Raw genomic sequence first — 14,319 nt, forward strand, 5'->3', positions numbered from 1 at the left:
TACCCCGGTCACAGCGAACCGCCGATGAGGGCGATGATCTCGGAGCGCGCCACCGGCTGGGCCAGCTCGCCGCGGCTGGCCATGGTGACGGTGGAGCTGCGCGACTGGCGCGGACCGCGCGTGGTGACACATCCGTGGCTGGCGTCGAGAACCACGAGGATGCCTCGCGGCGCGAGACCGGCCTCGAGGGTGTCGGCGATCTCCTCGGTCAGCCGTTCCTGCAGCTGGGGCCGCGCCGCGAGAGTCTCCACGACGGCGGCGAGCTTGCCCAGACCCACGATGTGGTTGCCGGGCAGGTAGGCGAGGTGCGCGATACCGAGGAAGGGAAGCAGGTGGTGTTCGCAGACGGACCGGAACTCGATGTCGCGCAGCAGCACGAGTTCGCCGGTGCGCTCCCCCACGGGCACGCTGTCCCGCAGGTGCTCGAGCGGGTCGGTGCCCAGACCGGAGAAGAACTCGGCGTACGCGGATGCGACCCGCTCCGGCGTGGTCTCCAGGCCGGGCCGTCCGGGATCCTCGCCGATGGCGGCGAGGATCTCGGCGACGGCCGCCTGGATGCGTGGCTGGTCGACTCCCACGGGCGCCGCGCTACGCGGTCGCGGGGCGGGGTTTGCGGGCCGGCGCGCGCTTGGGCTTGTCGGTCTCGGCGCCGCCGCTGGAGATGCCGCCGTCAACGGCCGCGCCGTCGATGGGAGCCTTCGGCGCGGGCATCGCGATGGGCGGCAGGTCGGAGACCGGGCGCTTGTCGCTGGAGAGCCACTGCGGACGCGGCGATAGCTTCTGCACCCCGGCGAAGATGTCCACCAGAGCGGTCTGGTCGAGCGTCTCGTGCTCGAGCAGCTTCGCGGCAAGGTCGTCGAGGATCGCACGGTTGGCGTTGATCACCGTGTACGCCTCGTCGTGGGCGTTCTCCAACAACTGGCGCACCTCGGTGTCCACCCGCTCGGCGAGCCGCTCGGAGTAGTCCCGCTGGTGGCCCATGTCGCGGCCGAACATCATCTCACCGGATGCCGAACCCAGCTTCAGCGGACCGACGTCCGAGCTCATGCCGAATTCAGTGACCATCTTGCGGGCCGTGGCTGTGGCCTTCTCGATGTCGTTCGATGCACCGGTGGTGGGGTCGTGGAAGATGATCTCCTCCGCGACTCGACCGCCCATGGCGTAGGCGAGCTGGTCGAGCAGTTCATTGCGCGACACCGAGTAGCGGTCCTCGAGGGGCATCACCATCGTGTAACCGAGAGCACGTCCGCGCGGCAGGATGGTGATCTTGGTCACCGGGTCGGTGTTGCGCATAGCCGTCGCCACGAGGGCGTGTCCACCTTCGTGGTACGCGGTGATGAGCTTCTCCTGGTCGCGCATCACGCGGGTGCGACGCTGCGGGCCGGCCATGACCCGGTCGACGGCTTCGTCGAGGGCCCGGTTGTCGATCAGCTGTGCATTGGAGCGCGCGGTGAGCAGCGCGGCCTCGTTGAGCACGTTGGCCAGGTCGGCGCCGGTGAAGCCCGGCGTCTTGCGGGCGAGCACCTCGAGGTCGACTCCCGCGGCCATGGGCTTGCCCTTGGCGTGCACCTCGAGGATGCGCTTGCGGCCGTGCATGTCCGGCGCATCCACGCCGATCTGCCGGTCGAAGCGGCCGGGCCGCAGAAGCGCCGGGTCGAGGATGTCGGGGCGGTTGGTCGCCGCGATGAGGATCACGTTGGTCTTGACGTCGAAGCCGTCCATCTCCACCAGCAGCTGGTTGAGGGTCTGCTCGCGTTCGTCGTGCCCGCCGCCCATGCCGGCACCGCGGTGGCGTCCGACGGCGTCGATCTCGTCGACGAAGATGATCGCCGGGGAGTTCTCCTTGGCCTGCTGGAACAGGTCACGCACGCGGCTGGCACCGACACCCACGAACATCTCGACGAAGTCGGATCCGGAGATGGAATAGAACGGCACCCCGGCCTCGCCGGCGACAGCGCGGGCAAGCAGGGTCTTACCGGTTCCGGGAGGGCCGTAGAGCAGCACACCCTTGGGGATGCGCGCGCCGACGGCCTGGAACTTGGCCGGTTCCTTGAGGAAGTCCTTGATCTCCTGCAGTTCCTCGATGGCCTCGTCGGCTCCGGCGACGTCGGCGAAGCTCACCTGCGGAGTCTCCTTGGAGACCAGCTTGGCCTTGGACTTGCCGAACTGCATGACCTTGTTGCCGCCGCCCTGCATACCGGAGAGCATCAGCCAGAAGAACGCACCGATCAGGAGCACCGGCAGCAGGATGCCCAGCAGCGAGAGGAACCAGCTGGACTGGGGCACCTCGTCGGTGAAGCCATCCTTGGGGTCGGCGGCCGTGACGGCGTTCACGACCTCTTCGCCGCGCGGGGCGACGTAGTAGAACTGCACCTGCTCGCCGTAGGTGGCATCGGCCTTGGTGAGGGTGAGGTCAACGCGCTGGTCGCCGTCGACGATCTTGGCCTCGGAGACCTTGCCATCCTTCAGGAAGTCCAGCCCCTGTTGGGTGGAGATCTCGCGGAAGCCCGACATGGTGAGGAGGCTCGACCCCACCCAGACGGCGATTACCGCAAGGATGATGTAGAGGAGCGGCCCGCGCAGAAGTTTCTTGACGTTCATGGTGGTGACAGGCTACCGCTCCCGCACTGGGGGAACACCGAGTGTTCGCCCAAAGGGGAACTGGAATACGCCGGGAAGTGGCGCTACTCGCCCGTGGAGTACACGTGCGGTGCGAGCACCCCGACCGAACGCAGGTTGCGGTACTTCTCCGCGTAGTCCAGGCCGTAGCCCACGACGAACTGGTTGGGGATGTCGAAGCCCAGGTATTTCACGTCGATCTCGACACGGGCAGCGTCGGGCTTCCGCAGCAGGGCGCAGATCTCCAGGGAGGCGGGGCCTCGGGAATTGAGGTTGGCCATCAGCCAGGAGAGGGTCAGGCCGGAGTCGATGATGTCCTCGACGATAAGCACGTGTCGGCCGTGCAGGTCGGTGTCGAGGTCCTTGAGGATGCGCACGACACCGCTGGACTGGGTGCCGGAGCCGTACGACGAGACGGCCATCCAGTCCATGGTCACCGGGTGCACGAGTTCGCGGGCCAGATCGGCCATGACCATGACCGCGCCCTTGAGCACGCCCACCAGGAGCAGGTCCTTGCCGGCGTAGTCCGCTTCGATCTGCCGTGACATCTCGGCCAGTCGGGCCCGGATCTCGGCCTCCTCGATCAGGATTTCGGTGAGGTCGCCGTCAATGTCACGAGGTTCCATGGGAGCGGAAAGGTCCTTTGTTCTGGGTGTGTCGAGCTGCCGAAAAGAAGAGCATGTCCCCCTGCCGTTCCACTCTAACGCCTGGCAGGTCGAGCGCCTTCTGCCCGCGCCAGTGCGTGACCAGCCGTGCGACGGCCAGGATGTGGCTGCGTTCAAGTGCGGCGCCGAACCCGTCGGCGGCCACCATCCGGATCATCCGCTGCCGGAGTGCGGCCGGCTGGGCGGCCAGCGCGGCGACCCGCACCGAGGAGCCAGACTCCCCCACCGTGACCGCGCCGGCCAGCAACGCGGGCACCAGTGCGTCGAGGGCAGCGGCGTCCTCCCGCAGGCTCACGGCGGTGCGGGCGAGCGCTTCGGCGATACCCGGGCCGAGCTCGGCCTCCAGCAGCGGCAGGACGCTCTCGCGTGCCCGCACCCTGGCGTACCGGGGATCGAGGTTCTGCGGATCGGACCAGGCGGTGAGACCCGCGTCGAGGCAGGCCTGCCGGGTCTGGGCGCGGCGGATGCCCAGCAGCGGGCGCCGGAACCGGCCGGTGACCGGCGCCATGCCGTGCAGGCTGGTGGCGCCAGAGCCGCGGGCGATGCCGAGCAGCACGGTCTCGGCCTGGTCGTCGAGGGTGTGGCCGAGCAGCACGGCGACGGCCCCGGTCTGCTCCAGTGCGGTGTCGAAGGCCGCGTAGCGGGCGGTGCGGGCGGCGGCCTCTGGGCCGTCGCCGCCGGCATCCGTCACGTCGACCGTCTGCACCAGGACCGGGTCGAGGCCGAGCCCGGCGGCCTGGGCCGCGGCGGTGAGGGCGACCCCGGCGGAACCCGCCTGCAGGCCGTGGTCGACGATCACGGCTCCGGCGCGCAGCCCAGCCCGGGGCGCCTCGAATGCCGTCGCGGCGGCCAGCGCCAGCGAGTCCGCCCCGCCGCTGAGGCCCACAAGCACCAGGCCGCTCTCGGGCAGCATCTCCCGCACTGCGCGGCGCAGGTCGGCGATGGCCGGCGACAGGCGCGGGCGGCGGGTGGACTGCATCCAGTAACGTTATCCGCAGACTTCGAATAAGGGAGATATCAGGCCATGGCCGAATACGACGCAGTCATTGAAATCCCACGTGGTAGCCGCAACAAGTACGAGGTGGACCACGAAACCGGTCGGGTCTACCTCGACCGGGTGCTGTACACGAGCTTCGTGTACCCCACCGACTACGGGTTCTTCGAGAACACCCTGGGCCTGGACGGCGACCCCGTCGACGTCCTGGTGCTGCTCGACTTCCCGCTGTTCCCGGGCGTCGGCGTGTCCGTGCGCCCCGTCGGCGTGTTCAACATGACCGACGACGGCGGTTCAGACGCCAAGGTCATCGCGGTTCCCGCCGGCGACCCGCGCTGGGACCACATCCAGGACGTCACCGACATCCCGGAGTACACCCGCAAGGAGATCGAGCACTTCTTCGAGCACTACAAGGACCTCGAACCGGGCAAGTGGGTCAAGACCGAGGGCTGGGGCGACGCCGCTGAGGCCGACCAGATCGTGCGTGACGGGCTCAAGAAGCTCGTGGACGAGGGTCACTGACCCCGTATAACCGTGAACGACCGAAGCCGCTTCCCTGACGGGGAGCGGCTTCGGTCGTTAAGCGGCCGGGCTCAGGATGGCCGGCCCACATAGGGCGCGACCTCGCCGGCCGACCAGATGCTGTGCACCCGAACAGGCTTGCCGACGTCGGGCGCCTCGAGGATCTGTCCGCCGCCGACGTAGATCGCCACGTGGTAGTAATTTCCCGGCGAGCCCCAGAACAGCAGGTCGCCGACCTGCACCTGCGAGAGCGAGACGAGCTTGCCCTGGCCGGCCATGGTGTTGTACTGGTTGGTGGCCGAGTGCGTGCCGATATAGATGCCCGCGGCAGCATAGGCGGCCTTGGTCAGACCAGAGCAGTCCCAGACGTCGGGGCCGGCACCGCCGAGCCTGTAGGCCTTGCCGAGCTGGGCGCGGGCGAACGAGATGGCCGTCTCGACCGCGGAGGCGTTGGGCGCAGAGGGCGTCGTGGTCACGGGGGCTGCCGGGGCAGGGGCCGCCGGCGCCGGGGCAGCAGGGGCAGCAGGGGCAGGGGCAGGGGCAGCAGGTGCCGGAGCAGCCGGCGCCGGCGCGGCGGGCGCTGCCGCGGCCGGGGCGGATCCGCCCGAGGCCGGGGCTGCGGGGGCCGCTGCGGCCGGTGCGGTGTTCTTCACGGCGGCCGCGGCGGCGGCCTGGGCCTTCGCCAGGGCGGCGGCGGACGCGGCGGCATCCAGACCGGTCTGGTACTCGCGCTCGACCTCGGCGGTGGTGTCCTTGAGCAGGGCGAGCTGCTCGTAGAGTTCTGCGGACTTGGCCAGTTCGGTGTCGAGGGCCGCTTGGGCGCTCTGGGCCGCGTTGTTGGCAGCGTCGTACTTGTCCTTGGACTCGGCGCTCAGGCGCTTGCGCTCGGCGGTGGCCGCCGCAGCCTGCGCGATGAGGGACTCCGCGGTGTTCTTGTCCTGCACGGCCTGCCGGTAGATGGTCTCGGACTGCTCGCTGAGCTTGCTGGCCGTGCCGAGCTGGCTGAGCAGGTCGTCGGCGGTGTTGCCGTTCAGGAACAGGTTGAGCGACAGGTCCTGGGCACCGGTCTTGGCCAGGTGCGCGGCGATCAGGCCGGCGCGCATCTTCGAGGTGTCGGCTGCCTTCTGCGCCACCGCTGACTGCTTGTTCAGGCTTTCCTCGCGGGCCGTGGCCGCGTCGAGGTCGTCCTGGGCCACCCGGTAGGCCTCTGCGGCCATCTGGGAGCCCTGGGACGCTTCTGCTGACGAGGTCTGCAGGCCCTCGAGCAACCCGGTCAGGTTCTCGATTTGGCTCGCCTTGGCGGCTTCGCTCTCCTTGGCCTTGGCGACTTCGTCCCAGCTGGGGTAGTCCTCATCGGCGAACGCGGGGGCGGCCACGCCGGCGGATGCGGCGACCGAACCGATCATCGCGGCTGACAGCAGTGCTGCCGAGGTACGGCGCGAGCGGCGAATGGGCGTGGTGTCAGCCAAGTGGGGCTCCCCTGTCGGACATGAATGGAACGGCGTTGATGCGGTTGCCGCCGGTGCGCACCTCGAAGTGCAGGTGGCAGCCGGTGGAGGCGCCGGTGGTACCGGAGCTGGCGATGTTCTGGCCCACGTCAACGCGCTGGCCGACGGAGACGAAGATGCCGCCGTCACGGATGTGCGCGTACCCGGTTTCGACACCGTTGCCGTGGCTGATCAGGATGAAGTTGCCGTAGGTGCCGTAGCGACCCGCATAGGTGACGGTACCGGTGGCGGCCGCGTAGATCGGCGCGCTACAGCCGGTGCCGATGTCGGTGCCGTAGTGGAATCCGCCGCTGCAGCCTCCGCTGCCACACAGAACGGACCGCGCACCGAAGCCGTCGGTGATGCGACCGCCGGCCGGCACGGCCCAGCCCTGGCCGCCGATCGATCCGCCGCTGAGTCCGGCGCCGGCGGTGCCGGTGGCAGAGCCGCCGGAGCTCGGCCGGGACGCTGCCGCGGCTGCCGCGGCAGCGGCCTGCTCAGCGGCCACACGCTTGCGCTCTTCTTCGGCCAGGCGGGCACGTTCGACGACGCCGGCCTGGTAAGCGGCGGCCGTGGTGGCCTCGGCATCCTGCATGAACTGAAGCTGTGCTTCGAGAACCACACTCTGCGCTTCGGACTCTGACAGGGCCTGGGCCGCCGCGTCCGCGGCGTCCTGTGCGGCGGCCATGGCAGCCTCGGCTGCCACCCGCAGGGTTTCCCGCTCGGCCTGCGCGACGGCGGCCTGGTCGCCTAGCGACTGGGCGGTGTTGTTCGCGGTCTGAGCCTGCTCGTAGACATCGGTGCTGCGTTCGACGAGTTTGCTCATGCTGCCGAGCTTCGAGAGCAGTTCGTCGGCGCCTTCGCCGCTTTCCTGCCCGTCGATGAAGAGGTTCACGCTGAGGTCGGTTCCGCCGGTGCGGTAGAGCTGGGCGGCGAGCTGACCGGCCTGGCGCGTGGCGGCATCCGCCTGGGTCTTGCTTGCGTCTGCCTGGGCCTGCAGGTCGCTGGCCCGACGACTGGCGTCATCGAACTTCTCCTGAGCCGTCTGCAACTCCACGCCGCGCGCCTCGGCCTCGGCCTGCGTGCGTTCGACTTCGGTCTGGAGTCCCGCGATCGCGTTCTGGATCTGGGTGACCTGATTGGCGGCGGCGGCGGTGTTCGACTTGGCGGCCTGGAGTTCGTCCCAGGTCGGGTAGTCGACGGCCATGGCCGGGCTGATCGGGCTGGCGAGCGTGACCGCCAGGGTGAGGGCGGCGGCGAAGCCGGTCAGACCTATGACGTGCTGACGGGTTCCGGAGGCCCGGCGCGAGCTGCGCAGCCGGTCGGGCCGCATTCGGCGCAGGCCGGCGCGAATGCCGTGACTGATCACGGTTGCCGTACTCTTCATAACTCCCCGATCGGGCTTTTTGTTGTCACATCCGTCACTGTGGCAACACAAGTCACAATAACAAACCCGCCTGAGCGGCCGGGTCCACTAAAAAACGTAACCTGCCCGATGCCAGAATCGCCGACCATTCGCGGGCGCGGTGAATGCGACACGCCGAAGGACGTCTCGGCCGAACGAGGCTCCAGGCCCGGAATTCCGGGGCAAACGGGCAGGTTCAAGGTCGGGGCGACCCCAACGCATTCGGCCGATTTGAACTCTGGCCGTATCTCACCTTATAGTTATGCGTCGGAAGTTATCAGCTTCCGGGAAGTTCGGCCCCATCGTTTAGCGGCCTAGGACGGCGCCCTTTCACGGCGTTAACACGGGTTCGAATCCCGTTGGGGCTACGCATACTGTAGGTTGTACTCGGCACGAAAAGTTAGACAGCACAAAGCACGACAGCATTAAAGTTTGGCCCTGTAGCGCAGTTGGTTAGCGCGCCGCCCTGTCACGGCGGAGGTCGCCGGTTCAAGTCCGGTCAGGGTCGCCAAGGCGACAAGCCCTTTCGAAAGAAGGGGCTTTTCTCCTTACAGAAGGCGCTCACGTAGCCGCCTTCTGGCCCTGTAGCTCAGTTGGTAGAGCGTTCGACTGAAAATCGAAAGGTCACCGGATCGACGCCGGTCGGGGCCACTTGGCCATCTGCGGGCTTCTACCGCAGGTGGCCTTTTTTGTGCCCGCGAACCGTGAGCTAAGCACCCAAAACGCGCCACATCCGGTGCTTTTCTCACAGTTCGCGGATGTATGCGAGCATGTGGGCATGCAACGCTCTGCCTCCGCACACCTCGAACTTCAGGCCATGGGGCCTGCCGAGCTGGTCCTGTCCGTCGCCGTCGCCGCGGATGCGAGCGCCACCGAGCTGCTCACGATCCTGCAGGACGGCCGGCCGCTGGACTACCGGGAGGCCCTGGACCAGCACGGCACCCGTTTGCAGCTCGTTTCGGTGCAGGCCGGTCGGATCGACATCGACTACACCGTCGAGGTCTCCGGCAAGTCGCCCGAGGCCGAGGTGACCGACATCGACATTGTGCGGTACCTGCGGCCGAGCCGGTACTGCGAGTCCGACCACCTGTGGCCCACCGCCCAGGCCGAGTTCCGCGGCCTCACCGGCACCGAGCTCCTCAACGCCGTCACCACCTGGTGGGCCGGCACCTCAGCTATGTTCCCGGCGCCAGCCTGCCCACGGATGGCGCGGTGCGCACCCTGCTGGCCCGGCAGGGGGTCTGCCGGGATTACGCGCACCTCGTCATCGCGTTCCTGCGCGCCCACGACGTGCCCGCCCGCCTTGTGTCGGTGTACGCGCCGGGGCTCTCGCCCATGGACTTCCACGCCGTGGCCGAGGCCTACCTCGACGGAGCCTGGCAGGTCGTGGATGCCACGGGCCTGGCCCCCCGGCAGTCGCTCATGCGGATCGCCACCGGTAGGGACGCCGCCGACACTGCGTTCCTCTCCTCCGCCGGAGCCGCCGTGCTCCTGAACGTGCTGTCCGTCACGGCCGTCGCCGACGAGCTCCCCCGCGACGACACGACCGCCCTGGCCAGGCTGCGCTAACCGCTGTCCGACACCTCTCGCCGAGTCGGGGTAATCCGGTCATACTGAGGGCGACCACACCCACCGCCACTGTCTGACAGACCTTTCGGGACGGCACTCATGACGCAGGACACCGAGCAGATCGCACCCACCGCCGACGTGGACCCGCGCGCCACGATCGGGCCTGACGTCACCATCTGGCACCTTGCCCAGGTGCGGGAGGATGCCCAACTGGGGGCAGGGTCGATACTCGGCCGCGGCGCCTATATCGGCCCCGGCGTCATTCTCGGCGCGAATTGCAAGGTACAGAACTACGCTTTGCTCTACGAGCCGGCCGTGCTGGGCGACGGTGTCTTCATCGGACCGTCGGTCGTGTTCACCAATGACATGTTCCCCCGCGCCGTGAACGTCGACGGCAGCCGCAAGGGCGCCGAGGATTGGGACGCCGTGGGGGTGAACGTCGGAGCTGGGGCCTCGATCGGTGCCCGTGCCGTGTGCGTTGCCCCGCTCCGGATCGGTCGGTGGGCCCTCGTCGGGGCCGGAGCAGTCGTGACTCGGGATGTCCCGGACCACGCAATAGTCGTGGGCGTCCCGCCCGGCAGGTCGGCTGGGTCGGACCAGCGGGAGTCCCCCTGGTCTCGGCCGGGGACGGCCTCTTCACCTGTCCGGCCACCGGAGAGCGCTATCGCGAGGTGAACGGCGCCCTGTCGATCGCCTCCCCGGAGCGGTGATCATGCGCCGCCGCTTCGTGGCCGTGGTCGCCCTCGCGGCCGCTGCCTTCCTCGCCGCGGGAGCATTGGCCCTGCAGCAGGCCGGTGTCGTGCCCGATCCGGCGGCGACATCCGAGGCCCGCGGGACAGGCTCACCCTCGTCAACGCCGGGAACGGAATCCCCTGCCTCGACCCCCGCACCCCATCTCCCCGACGCCCAAGCGACCACGCAGCCCGGGGAGTCGACAGAGTCGCGGGCCACCGGACCGGATGCACCTGCGGGCACCGCACCTCAGCCGGCTCCACTGCCGGCCCTGGTGACGCTGCCCTTGCCGGACACGTCAAGCGCAACCGGGTCGGTGGTGGCCGGTTTCCCCGATCGGGTTCTCCCCGCCGCTCCGCAATCCTCAATCGCCTCCAGCTCCATCACAACCGAAGGCTCCCGCCTTCAGGCCGCTCTGGTGGCCGAGACGCCCCTCACCGTCGGAGAAGTGCTCGATTTCTACACCTCTGCCCTGACGGCACTGGGTTTGGTCGGCGCCCCCGTGCCTGCGCCCGACGGGTCATCCGCACTCGCGTTCACTCGAGGAGTGAACAGCGTCACTCTCACTGCCAACCCCGTGGACGGCGGCTCCGAGTACACAGTGCTCGGTATTTTCTCTGCGGAGAGCTGACTGTGCCCTGCGTGGTGTTGACGGCAGCGGACTGAGCGCCCATGTACATTTCCTTCTCGGATCGGAAAGGCGGCGTCACGGCGCCGACGAAATCAGCAACGAAGGTCTCGTCGGTGGTGGTCAGCCTCGGCGTAGTGAGTATGCTCACCGACATCTCCTCCGAATCGGTGGCCGCGATCCTTCCGCTCTACATCACCGGTGTGATCGGGCTGTCCACCGTCGCCTACGGCTTCATCGATGGGCTGTACCAGGGCATCAGTGCCTTCGTGCGCATCGCCGGCGGCTGGGCCGCCGACCGCGGGGATCAACCCAAGTGGATCGCGTTCTTCGGCTATGGAGTGTCCGCGCTAGCCAGGATCGGCCTGCTCTTCGCCGCCGGGTTCGGCGCCCTCGTCGCCGTCCTCGCGATCGACCGGCTCGGTAAGGGCGTCCGCACGGCCCCGCGGGACGCACTCATCGTCGCCTCCTCCGCGCCAGACAACCTCGGCCGGTCCTTCGGAGTGCACCGCATGCTGGACACCGTCGGCGCGGCGGTCGGACCGCTGCTGGCGTTCGTGGTCCTGTTCTTCATCCCCGACGGGTACAGCACAGTCTTCGTGGTCTCCCTGACCTTCGCGATTCTGGGCGTCGTCATTCTCGGCATCCTGGTGCCCAACACCAGGCCGAGGGCGGAGCGCGCGGCAGCGGCCACTGACCCTCGGCCGGCTCGATTCCGCTGGCGCCAACTGGCCGATCCACGGCTCCGCCGCCTTCTGATCTGCGCCGGGCTCCTGGGGATGCTCACCATCGGCGACGGCTTCATCTATCTGGTCCTGCAGAACAGGGGGGCATTCGCCGCAGCCTGGTTCCCCCTGCTGTACGTGGGCACCAACGTCGCCTTCCTGCTTCTGGCGATCCCACTCGGCCGGCTCTCGGACCGGTTCGGGCGCGGGCGCGTCTTCATCATCGGCCATGTCGCCCTGCTGGCCGCGTATATCAGTGCCGCGCTCCCGACGGCCGGCCCGCTGGCGACCGTTCTCTGCCTCGTCCTCCTCGGCACGTTCTACGCTGCGACCGATGGGATCCTGGCCGCCCTGGCCTCGCAGTGCACGCCCGAGGAGGCCCGGGCCAGCGGGATCGCGGCGGCGCAGACCGTGGTGGCGCTCACCCGGCTGATCGCGTCCACCGGTTTCGGGCTGCTCTGGTTCTCGCTGGGGCGGGAAAACGCGATGCTGGTCGCGGCGGCGGCCCTGGCCCTCGTGATCCCGGCCGCGGCGCTCCTGTTGCGCGGCGTGGTCTCCCGGCGGCCGGCGAGATGACCACCCGACGCCGGATCTGGCTGGTGGCCATCATCGGCATCGTTCTGCTATCCGGTGCCGCCGGGTACGGGATCGTAGCGTGGGCGGAGCACCGCGCCAGCGCGTCCGCCCCCAGCGAGGTGGAGTCCGTGGTCACAGACACCCGGCCGGCCGGAGCACGAGTGGTCTTTCGCAATACCGCACTCGGGGCCGGGTATGGCCTCGTCGCGTCCGTTCCCCTGTCGGACCCCACGGCGGCCCGCAGCGTCACCGCTCAGGCCTGCGACCGGGTCTACGCCACCGCCGCCCTGCAATCGTGCCTGCACATCGATCGGGGCGTGGTCACGACATTCACCGGAACCCTGAGCGACGCCGCCGGCCGGGAAACCCGCTCATGGCCCCTGGCCGGGGTGCCCAGCCGCACCCGCATCTCGGCCGACTCCACCCTGGTCGCCGCCACGTCGTTTGTAACCGGCGAGTCGTACGGCACCGTGGGATTCGCCACCATGACGACGATCTCCCGAACCGACGGCAGCCAGGACTACGGCAACCTCGAGGACTTCGCGCTGTTCGTGGACGACGTGCGCGTCACCGCGGCCGACCGGAACGTCTGGGGGGTCACGTTCAGCGACGACGACTCTGTGTTTTATGCGACAGCGGCGTCGAACAACCAGACCTGGCTGGTGCGCGGCGACCTGACCGCCCGCACCCTGACGTCCATCAGGGAGACCGCCGAATGCCCGTCGCTCTCACCCGATGGGGGCCGTATCGCTTATAAGAAGGAGGTCTCCACCGCAGCCACGCCGCACTGGACGATCGCCGTGCTGGACCTCGGCACCGGCACCGAGACCCTGCTGCCCGAGAAACGCAACGTGGACGACCAGGTCGTCTGGCTGGACGACGGCACTATCCTCTACGGGCTCGGACGGGACGGCGCTGTCGGCGACAGCGATGTGTGGTCAGTGTCCGCCGACGGCACGAGCGACCCCGAGCTGTTCCTCGCACACGCGTGGTCGCCGTCGGTAGTTAACTAGCGCCGGCGGCTCACGCCGGCGTCCTTCGCTCAGGTGGGGAGCCTCGAGTGCTCACTCCGCGGCGCCCAGGCCGCCTGCTCGATCAGCCGCATCGTCTCGCGCGCCGTCGCTCCCCAACCATGGGTGACCCGTTGTGCCATCTCCGTTCGCGCCACCCCTGGCATCATCCGGTCGACGGCTCGGCCCAGCCCATCGGCCAACGCCCCCGGCGTGGTGACGGACCACTGGACATCGGGGTGTCGGAGCACATCGCGGGCGTACGGGACTTCCGTGACGACGGGTATCACGCCGGCGGCGAGCATCTCCTCTGCCACCAACGTGATGTTTGTGAACGAGATCGCCAATCCGGCCTTGCTCGAGTTGTACAACTCGTTGAGGGCGCTCGGGGAGAGCCGCCCATGTTGAATGACGGGAATGCGCCAGTTGTCGTCTGCGTCACCGTAGAGATGGATGGGCTCTGCGGGGTGCCTCCGGTGGAACTCCTCCAGCGCCAGTCGACCGAGTCGGTAACCGCGTCGATCCGAGCCGGGCTTCGTGTAGTAGACCACCCCTGAGCGCTGTGCAGCCGGATTAGCCAGCCGGTAGACATCAGTGTCGCAGCCGAAGGGAACGATGGAGTGCGCGATGCCGCGGTCCGCGAGTTCGCTGGCCACGAGCTCGCCGAGCGCGATGTTGACGAAACCGAAGCGATAGCTGTCTTCGGCGAGCGCGTAGAGGGTGCCCTTCGGGTGGAAGTAGGGCTCGAAGTCCTGAATGAAGTAGAGCAATGCCGCAGCCGAACGCACCCTGGAGGCGATCACGTGGGCGCTCTCCCAGGAGCTGGCCACATAGGCATCAGCCCCATCGATCCCCAGCGTCGCATTGCGCACCTCGGCCGACACTCCGGGCCAGAACCGGCGCATCACGCGCTGGTGTCGGTCATGGTCCCCGCCGTGCCTGTCGTAGAAGTAGACGATGCAGCGATGGCCGGCTCGCTCTGCGGCCTCAACCATGCGAAACAGGGTCGTGTGTCCGCCGGAGCCCGGGCCGGGCGGCGTGCAGACCCACCCGATCGTGAGGGGACTGCCGGGCGGGATGGGCTCGCCGGGTGGGCGCGCCTGGCGGGTCGAATCAGCTATGTCCGAGTCGAGCAGCGGAAAGTCGAGGGCTTCGACGTCAAGTCTGGTAGCGAAGCGCCGGATCAGACGCCTGGTCGCGTCGGTCAGGCCGTCCTGCCGCGCCCGGCGCGCGATCTCCCGGAGTCCGGGGGTTGTCCTCATCGGTGGCACCGGTTCTGGATTACCGTGCAGCGAGGCGGTCGGTAGCGTGCGTCCGAGGCCAGCGTACGTCGCGCCACGACCGCGACATCGTTCCTGCTCATGCGTTCGACTCCGTGATCCCCCGG

Annotated in this window: 13 protein-coding genes, 3 tRNA genes and 1 pseudogene; 9 read left to right on the plus strand and 8 right to left on the minus strand. The window is 68.6% G+C overall.

Going from position 1 to position 14,319, the window contains the following annotated elements:
* Positions 1–8: 8 nt before the first annotated feature.
* The 4 genes from folE to tilS form a co-directional block, all read right to left on the minus strand.
* Positions 9–578 carry a GTP cyclohydrolase I gene (gene folE, locus KY500_RS13660; RefSeq protein ID WP_219901001.1) on the minus strand — a complete coding sequence of 190 codons (570 nt, stop codon included), beginning with the start codon at positions 576–578 and terminating at the stop codon, positions 9–11.
* A gap of 10 nt (positions 579–588) precedes the next feature.
* Positions 589–2,601 carry an ATP-dependent zinc metalloprotease FtsH gene (gene ftsH, locus KY500_RS13665; RefSeq protein ID WP_219901002.1) on the minus strand — a complete coding sequence of 671 codons (2,013 nt, stop codon included), beginning with the start codon at positions 2,599–2,601 and terminating at the stop codon, positions 589–591.
* A gap of 83 nt (positions 2,602–2,684) precedes the next feature.
* Positions 2,685–3,245, minus strand: coding sequence for a hypoxanthine phosphoribosyltransferase (gene hpt, locus KY500_RS13670; protein WP_066597968.1), 561 nt, complete (start codon positions 3,243–3,245; stop codon positions 2,685–2,687).
* On the minus strand, positions 3,232–4,263 hold the full coding sequence (gene tilS, locus KY500_RS13675) for a tRNA lysidine(34) synthetase TilS (protein WP_219901003.1): 1,032 nt from the start codon (positions 4,261–4,263) through the stop codon (positions 3,232–3,234). Before tilS ends, hpt begins: the two co-directional genes overlap by 14 nt.
* Positions 4,264–4,308: 45 nt before the next feature.
* Between tilS and ppa the strand changes: the two genes are divergently transcribed.
* Positions 4,309–4,800 (plus strand): inorganic diphosphatase, encoded by a 492-nt coding sequence (gene ppa, locus KY500_RS13680; protein ID WP_219901004.1) that lies wholly within the window; start codon positions 4,309–4,311, stop codon positions 4,798–4,800.
* Between the two features lie 71 nt (positions 4,801–4,871).
* Here ppa and KY500_RS13685 read toward each other — a convergent pair whose 3' ends face one another.
* Both KY500_RS13685 and KY500_RS13690 read right to left on the minus strand, forming a co-directional pair.
* Positions 4,872–6,269, minus strand: coding sequence for an NlpC/P60 family protein (locus KY500_RS13685; RefSeq protein ID WP_255579351.1), 1,398 nt, complete (start codon positions 6,267–6,269; stop codon positions 4,872–4,874).
* Positions 6,262–7,674: a M23 family metallopeptidase gene (locus tag KY500_RS13690; RefSeq protein WP_219901005.1), complete on the minus strand. Its 1,413-nt coding sequence runs from the start codon at positions 7,672–7,674 to the stop codon at positions 6,262–6,264. Before KY500_RS13690 ends, KY500_RS13685 begins: the two co-directional genes overlap by 8 nt.
* Before the next feature lie 313 nt (positions 7,675–7,987).
* Between KY500_RS13690 and KY500_RS13695 the strand changes: the two genes are divergently transcribed.
* The 3 genes from KY500_RS13695 (at position 7,988) to KY500_RS13705 (ending at position 8,343) form a co-directional block, all read left to right on the plus strand.
* Positions 7,988–8,060, plus strand: a tRNA-Glu gene (locus KY500_RS13695).
* Between the two features lie 66 nt (positions 8,061–8,126).
* A tRNA-Asp gene (locus KY500_RS13700) sits at positions 8,127–8,203 on the plus strand.
* Positions 8,204–8,270: 67 nt separating this feature from the next.
* Positions 8,271–8,343, plus strand: a tRNA-Phe gene (locus KY500_RS13705).
* 94 nt (positions 8,344–8,437) lie between these two features.
* Here the strand turns inward: KY500_RS13705 and KY500_RS19810 are convergent.
* Entirely contained in the window at positions 8,438–8,779 is a 342-nt protein-coding gene (locus KY500_RS19810; protein WP_370626815.1) for a hypothetical protein, read from the minus strand.
* Between the two features lie 71 nt (positions 8,780–8,850).
* Between KY500_RS19810 and KY500_RS19815 the strand changes: the two genes are divergently transcribed.
* The 5 genes and pseudogenes from KY500_RS19815 (at position 8,851) to KY500_RS13730 (ending at position 12,935) form a co-directional block, all read left to right on the plus strand.
* A complete protein-coding gene (locus tag KY500_RS19815; RefSeq protein WP_370626816.1) occupies positions 8,851–9,261 on the plus strand; it encodes a transglutaminase family protein in 411 nt (136 codons plus the stop codon).
* 99 nt (positions 9,262–9,360) lie between these two features.
* Positions 9,361–9,971: pseudogene (locus KY500_RS13715) on the plus strand (acyltransferase).
* 2 nt (positions 9,972–9,973) lie between these two features.
* On the plus strand, positions 9,974–10,624 hold the full coding sequence (locus KY500_RS13720) for a hypothetical protein (RefSeq protein WP_219901006.1): 651 nt from the start codon (positions 9,974–9,976) through the stop codon (positions 10,622–10,624).
* Between the two features lie 41 nt (positions 10,625–10,665).
* A complete protein-coding gene (locus KY500_RS13725; RefSeq protein WP_219901007.1) occupies positions 10,666–11,922 on the plus strand; it encodes an MFS transporter in 1,257 nt (418 codons plus the stop codon).
* Complete coding sequence (locus KY500_RS13730) at positions 11,919–12,935, plus strand: hypothetical protein (protein ID WP_219901008.1); 1,017 nt, start codon at positions 11,919–11,921, stop codon at positions 12,933–12,935. Before KY500_RS13725 ends, KY500_RS13730 begins: the two co-directional genes overlap by 4 nt.
* Before the next feature lie 29 nt (positions 12,936–12,964).
* Here KY500_RS13730 and KY500_RS13735 read toward each other — a convergent pair whose 3' ends face one another.
* On the minus strand, positions 12,965–14,194 hold the full coding sequence (locus tag KY500_RS13735) for a glycosyltransferase family 1 protein (RefSeq protein WP_219901009.1): 1,230 nt from the start codon (positions 14,192–14,194) through the stop codon (positions 12,965–12,967).
* Positions 14,195–14,319: the final 125 nt, after the last annotated feature.

Source organism: Cryobacterium sp. PAMC25264, assembly GCF_019443325.1.
Classification (GTDB): domain Bacteria; phylum Actinomycetota; class Actinomycetes; order Actinomycetales; family Microbacteriaceae; genus Cryobacterium.